The organism is Corallococcus sp. BB11-1, assembly GCF_026626625.1.
Lineage (GTDB): Bacteria > Myxococcota > Myxococcia > Myxococcales > Myxococcaceae > Corallococcus > Corallococcus soli.
In genome coordinates this window covers 475557-487790 of the sequence record NZ_JAPNJY010000039.1, presented here as the reverse complement: position 1 = coordinate 487790, position 12234 = coordinate 475557, and the positions used below count along the sequence as shown (strand labels likewise).

At 71.3% G+C, this 12234-nt stretch carries 12 protein-coding genes; 8 read left to right on the top strand and 4 right to left on the bottom strand.

Going from position 1 to position 12234, the window contains the following annotated elements:
• Positions 1-135: 135 nt before the first annotated feature.
• Positions 136-864 carry an SDR family NAD(P)-dependent oxidoreductase gene (locus tag OV207_RS34480; protein ID WP_267559348.1) on the bottom strand — a complete coding sequence of 243 codons (729 nt, stop codon included), beginning with the start codon at positions 862-864 and terminating at the stop codon, positions 136-138.
• 134 nt (positions 865-998) lie between these two features.
• On the opposite strand from OV207_RS34480, the gene OV207_RS34475 reads away from it, so the two are divergent.
• Positions 999-1805, top strand: a complete 807-nt coding sequence (locus OV207_RS34475) for a hypothetical protein (protein ID WP_267559347.1) — start codon at positions 999-1001, stop codon at positions 1803-1805.
• 88 nt (positions 1806-1893) lie between these two features.
• Here the strand turns inward: OV207_RS34475 and OV207_RS34470 are convergent, their stop codons facing one another.
• A complete protein-coding gene (locus OV207_RS34470) occupies positions 1894-3591 on the bottom strand; it encodes an alpha/beta hydrolase (protein WP_267559346.1) in 1698 nt (565 codons plus the stop codon).
• Positions 3592-3835: 244 nt separating this feature from the next.
• Here OV207_RS34470 and OV207_RS34465 point away from each other — a divergent pair, with 244 nt between their 5' ends.
• The 7 genes from OV207_RS34465 to OV207_RS34435 all read left to right on the top strand — a co-directional run bounded on the left by OV207_RS34465 (position 3836) and on the right by OV207_RS34435 (position 10318).
• Positions 3836-4102 (top strand): hypothetical protein, encoded by a 267-nt coding sequence (locus OV207_RS34465; protein ID WP_267559345.1) that lies wholly within the window; start codon positions 3836-3838, stop codon positions 4100-4102.
• A complete protein-coding gene (locus tag OV207_RS34460) occupies positions 4102-4305 on the top strand; it encodes a hypothetical protein (protein ID WP_267559344.1) in 204 nt (67 codons plus the stop codon). The genes OV207_RS34465 and OV207_RS34460 overlap by 1 nt, the downstream gene beginning before the upstream one ends.
• Before the next feature lie 14 nt (positions 4306-4319).
• Complete coding sequence (locus OV207_RS34455) at positions 4320-4613, top strand: hypothetical protein (protein ID WP_267559343.1); 294 nt, start codon at positions 4320-4322, stop codon at positions 4611-4613.
• Positions 4610-5134, top strand: a complete 525-nt coding sequence (locus OV207_RS34450) for a phospholipase D-like domain-containing protein (RefSeq protein ID WP_267559342.1) — start codon at positions 4610-4612, stop codon at positions 5132-5134. Before OV207_RS34455 ends, OV207_RS34450 begins: the two co-directional genes overlap by 4 nt.
• Complete coding sequence (locus OV207_RS34445) at positions 5124-6458, top strand: phospholipase D-like domain-containing protein (RefSeq protein WP_267559341.1); 1335 nt, start codon at positions 5124-5126, stop codon at positions 6456-6458. Before OV207_RS34450 ends, OV207_RS34445 begins: the two co-directional genes overlap by 11 nt.
• Before the next feature lie 157 nt (positions 6459-6615).
• Positions 6616-7671, top strand: coding sequence for a glycoside hydrolase family 16 protein (locus tag OV207_RS34440; protein ID WP_267559340.1), 1056 nt, complete (start codon positions 6616-6618; stop codon positions 7669-7671).
• A 127-nt stretch (positions 7672-7798) separates the two neighbouring features.
• Positions 7799-10318 (top strand): hypothetical protein, encoded by a 2520-nt coding sequence (locus OV207_RS34435; RefSeq protein ID WP_267559339.1) that lies wholly within the window; start codon positions 7799-7801, stop codon positions 10316-10318.
• A 26-nt stretch (positions 10319-10344) separates the two neighbouring features.
• Here the strand turns inward: OV207_RS34435 and OV207_RS34430 are convergent, their stop codons facing one another.
• Positions 10345-11109 (bottom strand): glucose 1-dehydrogenase, encoded by a 765-nt coding sequence (locus OV207_RS34430; protein WP_267559337.1) that lies wholly within the window; start codon positions 11107-11109, stop codon positions 10345-10347.
• A 47-nt stretch (positions 11110-11156) separates the two neighbouring features.
• Positions 11157-12143 carry a zinc-dependent alcohol dehydrogenase family protein gene (locus OV207_RS34425; protein WP_193346549.1) on the bottom strand — a complete coding sequence of 329 codons (987 nt, stop codon included), beginning with the start codon at positions 12141-12143 and terminating at the stop codon, positions 11157-11159.
• Positions 12144-12234 lie beyond the last annotated feature (91 nt).

The following is a 12234-nucleotide window of genomic DNA, read 5'->3' as shown; positions in this document are numbered from 1 at the left end:
GCGCTTTGTTTCGATGCAGGGGCATTGTCCGGGAGCACCGGGGCGCGGTGGAGTTAAGCCGGATTAAATCATTTGAGACGCGGCTCCACGGCACGGCGCCGGCAGTCCTCCCGGCCCCGTGCGCGGAAGAACCGCTCAGACCGCCGTCCAACCCCCGTCGATGTCGATGACCTGCCCCGTGGCGTAGGCGCACGTCGCGAGGAAGTAGGCCGCATCCGCCATGTCCCGGACGGTGCCCGGCCGCTTGAGCGGGATGTTGCTCACGAGGGCGTCCATGAACGCGCCCAACTGCTCGGGCGGAACGCCCCAGTCGATGGCCGTATCCCGGGTCAACCCCGGCGACAGCACGTTGACGCGGATGCCCTTGGGCGCGAGCTCGACCGCGAGCGAGCGGCCCATGGCGTTGACCGCGCCGCACAGGCCCGCGCCCCCCGAGTAGTTCACCAGGGCCGCGTGTCCGGCGATGCCAGAACACAGGATGATGGCGCTGCCCGCCGCCATCTTCGGCACCGCGTAATGGCAGGCGGAGAGCTGGCCGAAGAACCGGTCGTTGAAGAGGTTTCGCCACGCCTGGGACGGCACGGCCTCCACCGCGCCGAACACGGCGCCGCCAGCGCACGTCACCAGCAGGTCCACGCGCGGCACGGAGTCGATGAGCCGCTTCACCTGCGCGTCGTCACCCACGTCCGTGGCCACACTCCGGACGCCATGCCCCAACTGCTCCACCGCGGCGTCCAGGCGTTGCTGACGGCGGCCGGCGATGACCACCTCCGCGCCCTCGTGGGCGAAGCGCTCCGCGATGGCCAGACCGATTCCAGTGCCACCGCCCGTGATGACCGCGATCTTCCCGTCCAATGCACCCACGGCTACCTCCTGGTGAAGGAAACCCTGGCAGCAAAGCACGGCGCTCCCACCCGGCCGCAATTCCAGGCGCCGTGCGGCATGGGGTGTGCAGTCGCGCTCCGGCGCAGTCGTTCCACCCTCCCCCGGAGACACCCATGACCTTTCAATGGAAGAAGAACCGCTCACTCGTTCGTAACGCGCTCGGACTCGGACTGGGAGTCGGCATCCTGCTGACCGCGACGCCGGTCCTCGCCGGGGACGCGAAGGCCGAGGGCTGCACGGAGTTCTCCGGCATGGCGCACTGCCCGCTGGCGGGCACCGAACTGCACGCCTCCAACGAGGGCCTGGTCGTCAAGAGCACGGATGGCAAGCAGGCCGGGGTGAGCATCGAACTGAACGACGCCACCGGGTGGGATGCGTGGCTGAGCCCGCTGGAGCCGGACTTCGGCAGCCGGATGCTGATGACCTTCACCGGCGCCCTGCCGGACGGCTCGCCGGAGCTGCGTGAGCGCGTGGTCGTGGCGCGCTCGAAGCAGGACGACCAGGGCGCCATCTACGTGGATGCCTCCGTCCACGGCGCCACCTCCTACACGGTGCGGGGCTACAACGACGGGAAGCTGGTCTTCACGCGGACCGGCGTGAAGCCCGTCCAGGAGGACTTCGTGGGCCGGGCCGCCCCGGGTGGCGCCATGCAGCTGTCCAAGCTCGTCTCCTTCCCCGGCCGCTGGGGCAGCGCCCACGGCGTCATGGAAGGCCCGAACGGGGAGACCTGCACCCCGGGCCTGGACTTCCCGTCCCCCCGCCCCGTCCGCTTCCCCGACTACAGCCTCTCGGTCGCGGTGCAACTCGTCACCTTCCAGCCCGAGGGCGTCGCGCTCAAGTCCCGCACGCTCCGTGAGGTGACCTTCCAGGCGGACGGCCTGGAGAGCTTCACCCTCCAGAAGGAAGTCCGCACGCCCTGATGCCCATCCCCGCCGCCCGGAGGGTTTCAGGACCTTCCGGGTGTAGCGGAATGCGCTACGAATCCGGTGCTGTGTGTGGCCATTCCTGTCACGGCTCTCGCTCAAGCAGCCTTCGCAGCCGCGCGGACTTCCCGTCATCCCAGCCCTGGGGTTGGACCAGCGCGACCCAGCCGTCCACGTGCTCGCCGGTGTAGACGTGGCCGTAGCCTGAAGGCACCTCCAGCCCCAGCGGCAGGTCCGCCGTCACCTGCCAGAACGTCACGAAGGGGATCCACACCATCGCGCCCAGCACGTCTGGACCGCGGGGCTCGCGCAGCCAGTCCGGCCGCTTCACCATGAGCGAGGGGCTCCACCAGGTGATGGGGTCGGAGGGGTGCAGCAGGTACAGCACGCGGGAAGGCCCCCACGGCGCATCCGCCGGAGGGATGACCTCCCCAGGCCGGCGGCTGAAGCGGACCGTGCGACCCTGGCGATAGATGGGCTCCACCTCCGGGCTGCCGGCGTCGCGCTGGTCGGTGAACTCGCGATACAGGGTGTTGAAGTTCGGCGGGCCCACGAACAGCGCCCCGTCGGTGCGGTTGGCCAGGTCGCGCTCGCCGCTGAACGCGGTCTCCCCGCCGTAGGAGCCCAGGCTCTCGCCGAACACGAGCAGCTTCGGGCGCTGGCCTTCGGGGAGCTTCGACCAGCGCTCGTACACCGCATCGAAGAGCGCGCGGCCCTCCTTGCGCGCCTTCTTCTGGTCCACCAGCACGGAGAGCCACGACCACAGGTGTGAGTACTGCGTGGCGACGATGGCGGAGTCCCCGCCCGTCACGTACTCGAAGGCCTCCACCGCCTGGGGCACCACCCAGCCGCTGCCCGTGGTCGTCACCACCAGCAGGTGGGCGCGCTGGAAGGCGCCGGTCCGCTCCAATTCCCGCACCGCCAATTCGGCCCGCCCCTCCGCGTCCTGCGCGGATGCGTAGCCCGCGTACACGCGGATGGGCTCCTTCGCCTCCGTGCCGGCGAACGCGGTGAGCTGCTGCACGCTGGGGCCGCGCCCCACGAAGTTGCGTCCCTCCCGTCCCAATGACTCCCACTCCACCTGCGAGCCGGGGCCGCCGGAGCGCAGCGCGGTGGAGGGCGGGACCACGCCCTCCTCGGTGGTCAGGTCCCGCAGGGCCAGGCTGCGGTCCGCCATCCCGAGGAGGCCATCCTTCATCAAGCCACTGGCGACCAGGAAGGTGAGCGCCACCACCGCCAGGACACTCATCGCGCGCGCCGCGCGAGGCCCGATGTGCCGCGCGAGCCGCGCGTCCAGCGCGCGATGCACCGCCCGCAGGCCCCGCCCCAAAGTGAGCAGCAGGAAGAACACGAACGCCGCGATGACGGGGGCGAACACGTAGCCCGCGCTGCCCGGATGGGGCATCCCCATGAGCTCCCGGATGTGGCGCTGCCAGTGGAAGCCCAGCAGCAGCGCGGCGACCAGCGCCACACCGCCCGCGATGAAGAAGAACCGCCACGCCCGGGGACGGGGCGTCCTCGCGGGGCGATGGGCGAACTCGCGCCACAGCCAGGCGCCCAGCACGCCCAGCCCGTAGCCGATGACCGCGCTGACGCCGCTGACGAAGCCCTGGAAGGCCCCGGTGCGTGGCAGCAGGGACGGGGTGAAGGACAGACATGCGAAGAGGAGCGCGACCCACGCTCCTGGCAGCGTGCCGAGGAGCCACCGGGGGGCGGCGCGGCTGCCCTGCCAGACACCCCGCTCCGGTGCTGGCCGCGCATCGCGGGTGAGAAGGCGCTCCATGCGAACCCCCGGTCCTTGAGTGCCCACGCGGGCCGCGCCTGGGGTGCTCGCCCTGGCCCCGAGGCTCACACCTGAGGATAGGCCTCCAGTCCTCGCGCGGCACCGAACGCCCGGCGCGCCCGGAGGCGGGGGCGGGGCCTTGGAGGCCCGTCCGCCCGGGTCTTGCATCGCTCGCGGGGCCGGGCAGGGGAGCCTCCACCGGACCGTCTCTTGAAGGCTCCGGGGCGCCTCCCAGATTTCCAACATGGAACTCCTGGTGGTCCCGCTCCAGCCCCGCTTCGAGCAGCTCCTCAGGGAGCAGCTGCGCCGGTTGTCGACGACGATGACGCGCGAGCAGCTGGTCCAGCTCCGGCTGGAGCAACTGTATGACTGGGAGCGGGTGGAGGACCCCGTCACCCGCCGCTTCTTCCGCGCCTCCACCCTGGCGTGGACCCGTGAGGAATTGAAGGCGCTCGTCGAGGCCACCGTCCGCGCGTACCTGCCCGAACAGGAGCGGGAGGAGGTCCACTGATGGGCTATCCCAACCTGGGGAATTACGCGGACATGCTCCACCTGGACCCGGAGTTCGACCCCAACGCCCTGCCAGGCGACGGCGCGTCCATCGACCTGTTCGACTTCGCCGACCCCTACGCGCCCACAAGCCCCGAGGACCAGGCCCGGCTGGACTTCGAACGGATGCTCCAACTGCTGCTCGATGAGGCGGGCAGCATGTAGCGAGGACGCCGCCCATGCCCATGTCCCCCGGATACGAACGGCTGGAAGCCATCGAGGACCTGCTGGAGGAGCACCGCCTGCTCATCCACGAACAGCTCGCGACGCTCTCCTGGCAGGAGGTGGCGCTGCTCTTCCAGGCCGAACAGGAGGCGAAGGCGAAGACGCCGTCGGAGAAGGAGGCGGCGCCGCGGGTCTCCCTGGCGCTGGCGGAGTACCAGGACTTCACGCGCCGGCTGCTCCTCACCTACCGCCACTATGAGCAGGGATTGCGGGAGCGGCTGGCGACCCTGACGCCGGAGGCGCCATGAGCTTCGAGGCCTTCCCCGTGTCCGGAGGCACGCTGCTCCACGACGGGGACTACGCACCCTTCGCGGCCAGCTGGTTCGCGCTGGCGCGCAAGCGGCTCTGGGTGTCTGTCTTCATCATCGACACGCGGGTGCTGAGGGATCCGCTGCGGTCGGTGCGCGGCCTGGTGGAGCAGCTGGCCCGGGCGCGGTGGCGCAACGTGGACGTGCGGGTGCTGGTGGGGGTGTCGGACACGCCGGAGGTCCACATCGCCAACACCACCTCCGCGCTCTACATGCGGGAGCTGGGCGTGCCGGTGCGGCTGTTCCACTCCGAGCGCCACGTGAGCACCCACAGCAAGTTCGTCATCGTGGACGACCGGGTGCTGCTGGGCAGTCACAACTGGACGCACTCCGCCTTCCACGTGAGCCATGAGGACTCCCTGGCGGTGAACTCGCCGCAGCTCGCGATGGGGCTGGGGCGGGACTTCGAGCGGCTCTGGACCGAGGGTGCACGGAAAGCGGAGGCGGCCCATGCGTCCTGAGTGGTTCGCGCCGATGGTGCGTGGCTGGTCGGAGCAGGTGCGGTGGGAGCCGGGCGAGCTGGAGCGGGCCACCGGGCTGCTGGTGGAGCTCAGCCGCGCGCAGGGCGGGGCGCTGGTCCTGGATGAGGCGCCCGGCGAGGACGTCGCGCGCCAGTTCGCCCTGCGCCGGGCCCGGGAGGTGCTGCAACGGCGGATGAACCGCTACGCCCGTGCGCTGGAGGAAGGCGCCGGGTCCGCCCGCTACAGCAGGCCCGTGCGCGAGGCGTCGGACACGCCAGCGCTGCCCTTCGTGACGCCGCACGAGTGGGCGGACGCCCTGGAGGTGAACACGGCCAGCGCGGAGGAACTGGAGGGGCTGCCGGGCCTGGGGCGGGGGCTGGCGGGGCGCATCGTGAGACACCGCCGCGCGCACGGCCCCTTCCGCACGCTGGAGTCGCTGCTGCGGGTGGAGGGCCTGGGCGTGAAGGGGCTGGAGCAGCTCCGCGGGCGGATCCTCCTGGAGGAGCGCCCGCCGGTGTTCCGGAGCGAGGCGCTGGAGGCGTTCGTCCAGGAGCCCTCCTTCGCCCGGTACGTGCAATGGGTGGCCGCCAGCGGAGGCTCGTTCCAGTGGCGCCGCGCGCAGGGGCAGGGCCCGGTGGCCCAGGTGCTGATGGAGCTGGAGGAGGCCCTGCGGGATGCGCGGGAGCACCCCTGCGGTGTCGCACGGCGGCTGGGGGCCACGCGGGCGAGCGCGGCGCGGACCGAACAGGAGCGGCTGGACCGGGCCCGCGCCCACGCCGAGGACGCCTCTGGCCCGGTCCGGGCGGGCGTGCTGTTGAGGCAGGGCCAGTACCCGGAGTTCGTGGAGCGCCTGCTCTCAGGGGCGGCGCGCTCCGTGCGGGTGGTCCTCTTCTTCTTCCGGTACGTGGATGCGAAATATCCCACGCACGGTCTGCTGCAACAGCTCATCGCGGCGCATGAGCGCGGCGTGGACGTCCAGGTCATCCTGGACCAGGACGCGAAGGGGGATGTCTATCATTCCCGCATCATCAACCTGTCGGCCTTCCAGGCGCTGACGGCCCGGAAGGTGCCGGTGCGCTACGACACGGCGACCCGGCTCACGCACTCCAAGCTGGTGCTGGTGGATGGCAGGCACCTGGTGATGGGCAGCCACAACTGGACGTTGAGTTCGTTCACCCGCTACGACGAGACGAGCCTGTATCTGGACTCGGAGCCGCTGGGCGCGCGGCTCGAAGAGCGCTTCCAGACGCTGTGGACGCAGAAGGCGCAGCGGGACGCCGCAGCCTCCCCCATGGCAGGTGAGGCCGCGGTGGTCGAACCCTGAAGGCCGCACCGCGACGGTGGCTGTTACATCCCCATTGTAGATATCATGATTAAGCTCGTATTCCATGGAATGCTGTTCCATGGCAGGCTGGCTCCGTGTGATTCCCTCTCACGGAAGGTCCTGCTGGATGAACATGCTTCGTGCGACAAGATGGGGGTTGGCGGTCTGTGGCCTGGGCCTGTGGGCTGCTTGCGGCGAGCCGGAGCCCGCGCCAGCTCCTGACACGGCTCCTGTTGTCGCGGCGGAGGGCCCTGGAGGCGTTCGCGCGGCCGGCGCCACGGGGCTGCTCCCTGCCTGGGGCGCCCCGCTGTGGCAGGACGAGTTCGACGGCACCGACCTGAAGCCGTGGTGGTACAAGATGCCGCACACCTACGCGGCGGGGAACAGCGAGTCGCAGTGGTACCGGCCGGAGAACCTGGAGGTCTCGGCGGGGACGCTGAAGATCCACTCCCGGCGCCAGGACTACCTCGGGTCCACGACCCAGGCGCCTGCGATGCCCTTCACCAGCCCGGATGGCGTCAACCGGGCCACGCCCAGGACGGGCCTCCCCGCGGGCAAGCGCTACTTCACCTCCGGGATGATCAACACCCGCGAGGGCAGCCCGGCCACGTACTTCCCGCTCTATGGCAAGTATGAGATTCGCGCCCGGCTGCCGCATGGGCAGGGCCTGCTGCCCGCCTTCTGGTTGCGTCGCAAGGGCGGGGCCTCCTCCGGGGAGGTCGACGTCATGGAGTACTTCTTCAACTACCGGCCGGGGCGCGGGAAGTTCTCGCTGCACTTCCCCAACACGCTCGGGGTGAACACGACGCAGCAGCTGGTGACGTTCGAGCCCGCCGCGCCGGGGACTGGCGGCTGGCACACCTGGTCCGTGGAGATCACCCCGGCGGGCGACCCGCTCACCGGCCCCATCGACTTCAAGGCGTTCCTGGACGGGGTCCAGTACGGGGGCTACCAGCTGACCGATGCGGCGACCCTGGCGATGCTGCGTCAGCCGGGCGCGAATTCGACCTGGGACATCTGTCTGAACACGGCCGTCGGCGGCAAGTGGGTGGGCGAGCCGGATCAGCAGTTGGGCTACCTCCCCATGGTCCACCGCTGCTCGCGGACGCAGGCCGCCCCGGGCACCACCGGCTGCGCCACCACCGACCTGTTCTTCGTGTCGCTGCCCGCGGTGTTTGAAATCGATTACGTCCGCGTCTACGCCCTGCCCTGAGCAGCGCAGCCGGCTGCCCGCTGGCGGATGCGAGGCATGCCACGCGGTCGCCGCAATCCATGCGCGGTGGCCTGACGATGCGGCTCCCGGGGTGCACGCGGGGCCCCTGGCGGAGTAGACACAGGGCATGTCCGCCCTGCTCGACAGCGGCGTGCAGCGGGGCGCGGAAGTGCGCTGTCCCGGCTGCACCCGCTTCATCCCGACCGCCGTCGCCTGCCCGCACTGCTTCTGTGGCCCCGTCCCGCCGGAGCGCTACGGCGCCGCGCGCGAGCTGCTGAAGTCCGGGGTGGACCGTTTCGCCCTGGCGGGCCGCACCGCCGCGCTGGAGCCCGCCCAGGTGGAGGTCCTGGCGGCCCGCTACGCGCGACAGTGGGGCGTGGCGCTGCGGCTCATCGAGGACGCGCGGCGCATCGAGCCCCGGCTGCTGCAACGCGGCTTCGTGGGCGACATGGAGGACGCCTGGGCGGCCCGCCTGCCCATGGACGAGGCCGTCCTCGCGGAGAGCATCGCGCCCTTCAGCCCCCTGCCGGATTCGCTGGCGTACCTGTCCAGCAAGGCGCCGGACGCGAACCTGCGCGACATGGCGGCGCTCGCCTGGGTGCACCAGGGCACGTTCTCCCAGGATGCGCGCGCCACGGTGCGCTACCTGCTGCTCCAGGACGGACGCGTGGCGGTGGAGGCGATGCTCGCCCTGATGCGCTGGCGCAATGCCTCCTCCCTGCGACTGACCTCGGAGGAGCGCGAGCGGATCCGCTTGCTGGCCCTGGGCGTGCTGGACGTGCCCGACATCGGCGCGCGCGCCGCGGTCGCCTGGACGCGGGTGTCGCGGGAGGCGCCCCCCGACGCCGTGCTGACCGCCCTGCACCGGGGGCTGTACGGCACCGACCCGGAGGTGCGCTTCGAATGCGCGCTGTGCCTGCGCGACGAGGTGGAGGTGGCGCAGGCGCTGGACTCACCCGACGCGGCCACCGTCACCTTCGCGCGGCGCACGCTGAGCGGGTGGGGTTCCCCCAGGCTCTTCCTCCGGCTGATGCGCGAAGGGGACGAGCGCTTCGTGCAGGAGGTGCTGCAAGACCTGCCCTTCCCTCCGCCGGAGGGGGCCCTGGAAGCGCTGCTCACCGTGTCCGTGCGCACCGTCGGCTCACTCGCGGACGACCTGCTGCGCTTCGCGAAGCGGCGGCCCTTCCACGACTGGGGATTGGAGGACCAGCAGCGCTGGGCCCGGTGGGCGCGCTCGGTGCTGCGCGCCCTGCCCGCGCAGACCGCGCTGCACTTCTTCGGCTGGGCCGCCGCCCCTGGCGAAAGCACCGACCCCCCCGAGGAAGAGGAGATGGAGGCGGTGTGGTGCTTCCTGGAGGAGACGGTGCATGCGATTGAGCGGGGCGCGGAGAAGGACCGCGTCGCGTGCTTCAAGGACTTCCTCTTCGTGTACTTCCTCCACCATGCGGGGGTGGACGAACAGCGGCGGCTGAACGACTGGGCCCGTGATCCGCACAGCGGGGAGGCCCTGCTGGAAGCCCTGATGATCTTCCCCTCGTGGCGCGAGCAGGCGCGCCTTCCCGCCACTGGACTCGAACACGCGGCCCGGCTGTTGATGGCCGTCTGGGAGGGCCCGGACCAGCACCTGCTGGTGGAGCCCATGTCCCGCGTGACGCGGCAGTGGAGCGCGTACTCCGGACGCGAGGTGCTGGTGGACGCGGTCTGGCGGCGCTTCCAATCCCATCCCTCCGAACGGAGCCTGCTGCTCCGCGCCTTCGCGAGCTGGCGCGACCGCCTGTGGGAGAAGCAGCGTGAGGCGGAGCCCGACGCCCTCGTGCGCTTCCAGGCGTGGTGGCGGCTGGACCCCGTGGGCCTCTATCCCCACGTGGAGCCCTTGCTGGCGGATGCGCCGCTGGACGTCCTGCCCGCCCGGTTGCGAACCCTCTGGGCGGCGGCGGAGGAGATCGTGGGCACGCGCCCGCGCACCGCGTCCCTCTCCGTGTCCAAGGGGGCCTGGGCGCTGCTGCGCGCGGTGGAGTCCGACGACCCGCGCCACGTCCAGCAGATGGAGGCGGAGCTGGCGTACTTCGAGTCGCGCCTCCCTGCCTTCGAGCAGCGCGTGCGCGCCACGCCGTCGCCGCCGGAGGAGTCCAACATCCACCGCGACTTCCTGGATGACACGCACGACGCGCTGCGGATGATGCGCGAGCGCCGGGACCGCCGCCGCGAGCGCGAGGCGTACGAGCGCGAACGTGAAGTCGAACGCCAGGTGGCGGAGTCCCGCCGCCGCGACCAGGAGCGCCAGATTGAGCAGGCCCGCCGCGCCGCCGAAGCGCTGGAGGCCGCCCGGCTGGTGGAGCACGGACAGCAACAGACCCGGGCCCTGTCGGACGCCCTGCGCCTCATGACGGACGTGCAGCCCCAGGTGCCCTCGCGCCCCTTGGACCGGGAGGTGCTCTTCCCCGGCACGGCGCTGCCCACGCTCCTGCACTACGCCCGCATGCTCAAGGCGCTCCAGGGGGGCGCGGACGTGATGAAGCTCTTCGAGGTCGTGGGGCTGACGCCCGTGACCTGGGCCACGCAGGCGAACGCGTGGGGGCAGGCGATGGTGGGCCGGACGGAGCTGGCCCTCCGCTTCGCCGAGCTGCTCCAGGCGCCCTGGGCGTGAGCCGTGGGCGCCCGTGAGGCCCCGCGCTACTGCGCGGTGGCGCCGCCGTCGAGGATGACCTCGGCGCCCGTCATGAGCTTGGACTCGTCCGACGCGAGGTAGAGCACCGCGTTCGCCACGTCGTCGGGCTCACCGAAGTGGCCCAGGGGGATGCCCTTGAGCATGCGCGCGCGCGTCTTCTCCGCCTGACCGCTGGCCTGGGACAGGGCCTCCACCATGGCGGTCTCCACGTAGCCCGGGTGCACGGAGTTGCACCGGATGCCGTAGCCCTTGGCCGCGCAGTGCAGCGCCACGGACTTGGACAGCAGGCGCACGCCGCCCTTGCTGGAGCTGTACGCGGGGAACTGCCCCACGCCGACGATGCCGGCGATGGAGGAGATGTTGATGATGGAGCCCTTCGCCTCCGTCTTCCGCATCGCGGCGATGCCGTGCTTGCAGCCCAGGAAGACGCCGTCCAGGTTGACCGCGTGCACGAGCCGCCACTCGTCCAGCGACATGGTCTCGATGTCCTTCACGATGCCCATGCCCGCGTTGTTCACGAGCACGTCCAGCTTCCCGAACTTCTCCAGGGTGCGCGCCATGGCGTGCTCCCACTGCGCCTCCTGGGTGACGTCCAGCGCGACGAACAGGCCCGCGTCGCCCAGCTCCTCCGCCACCGCGCGCGCTTCGTCCTCGCGCCGGTCGGTCACCACCACCCTGGCGCCCTCGCGCGCGAGCATCCGCGCGGACGCGGCGCCCAGGCCTCCCGCGCCGCCCGTCACCAACGCCACCTTGCCTTCGACTCGCTTCATGTCCGTTGCTCCTTCGATGCCGTGGGAATGGGGGGCCGCCGGGGCGCTCAGTCCGCGGGGGTGGGGGTCAGGATGATCTTCCCGTCGCGGCTGGGCTCCTGGGCGCGCTTCAGCGCGTCGTGGATGCGCTCCAGCGGGTAGGTGCCGTCCACGGGCGCCTGCAACGTGCCCGCGGACATCAGCTCCGCGAGCCGCGCGAAGGTGGCGTTCTGCTCCTCGCGCGGGGCGTTGCGCATCCAGCGCACCAGCCAGAAGCCGCGCAGGCTGACGTCCTTGAAGATGGTGGCCGCCGCGGACAGCTTGGGGCCCTTGCCGCTCATCGCGCCGTAGTTCACCAGCACGCCGCCGGTGGAAAGACAGTCACCCAGCCGCCGGGAGGAGTCCCCGCCCACCGCGTCGATGCCCAGCCGCACCTTCGCGCCGCCCGTGGCGTCGCGCACCTGCTTGGGCAGCTCATCCGTGTCCAGCAGCACCACGTCCGCGCCCTGCGCCTTGAGCGCGTCGGCCAGGTCCTGGCGGCGCACCACGTTGACGGTCTTCAATCCCATCACCTGGGCCAGGGTGATGAGGTAGCGCCCCACGGCGGAGTTGGCCGCGTTCTGCACCACCCACTCCCCGGGCTGGAGCGTCACGAACTGGCGCAGCATCAGGTACGCGGTGGGCGGGTTGACCAGCAGCATGCTCGCCTGGAGCAGGTCCAATCCCGGCGGCACCGGCAGCAGCTGCGCGGCGGGCACGGTGAGGTGGGTGCGCCAGGTGCCCGCGCCCAGCGGCAGGAACACCCGGTCACCCACCGCCACGGCGTCGGAGCCCACCACCTCCACCACGCGGCCCACGCCCTCGTTGCCCGGGGTGGCGGGCAGCTTGGGCAGCACGCCGTACTCACCGGAGAGGGTGAGCAGGTCGGAGGGGTTGATGGGCGTGGCGAGCACGGCCAGGCGCGCCTCTCCCGGTTGGAGCGGCGCGGGGGATTCCTCCACCACCTGGGCGACGTCCGAGGGCGGACCGAAGGCCGAGAAGCGCACTGCTTTCATTGCATGCTCCCGCGTGAAGGCTGCCTGAAGGCGGCGCCACCCTAGCCGCCTTCGCCGCTGCTGCCGAGCGTGCAAAGCAGGCCCACTCCGC

What these genes read in the sequence shown, in the direction of transcription:
- OV207_RS34465 (WP_267559345.1), top strand. Translation starts at nt 3,836, where the DNA reads ATGGAACTCCTGGTGGTCCCGCTCCAGCCCCGCTTCGAGCAGCTCCTC.
- OV207_RS34450 (WP_267559342.1), top strand. Translation starts at nt 4,610, where the DNA reads ATGAGCTTCGAGGCCTTCCCCGTGTCCGGAGGCACGCTGCTCCACGAC.
- OV207_RS34430 (WP_267559337.1), bottom strand. Translation starts at nt 11,109, where the DNA reads ATGAAGCGAGTCGAAGGCAAGGTGGCGTTGGTGACGGGCGGCGCGGGA.
- OV207_RS34435 (WP_267559339.1), top strand. Translation starts at nt 7,799, where the DNA reads ATGTCCGCCCTGCTCGACAGCGGCGTGCAGCGGGGCGCGGAAGTGCGC.
- OV207_RS34460 (WP_267559344.1), top strand. Translation starts at nt 4,102, where the DNA reads ATGGGCTATCCCAACCTGGGGAATTACGCGGACATGCTCCACCTGGAC.
- OV207_RS34425 (WP_193346549.1), bottom strand. Translation starts at nt 12,143, where the DNA reads ATGAAAGCAGTGCGCTTCTCGGCCTTCGGTCCGCCCTCGGACGTCGCC.
- OV207_RS34475 (WP_267559347.1), top strand. Translation starts at nt 999, where the DNA reads ATGACCTTTCAATGGAAGAAGAACCGCTCACTCGTTCGTAACGCGCTC.
- OV207_RS34445 (WP_267559341.1), top strand. Translation starts at nt 5,124, where the DNA reads ATGCGTCCTGAGTGGTTCGCGCCGATGGTGCGTGGCTGGTCGGAGCAG.
- OV207_RS34470 (WP_267559346.1), bottom strand. Translation starts at nt 3,591, where the DNA reads ATGGAGCGCCTTCTCACCCGCGATGCGCGGCCAGCACCGGAGCGGGGT.
- OV207_RS34455 (WP_267559343.1), top strand. Translation starts at nt 4,320, where the DNA reads ATGCCCATGTCCCCCGGATACGAACGGCTGGAAGCCATCGAGGACCTG.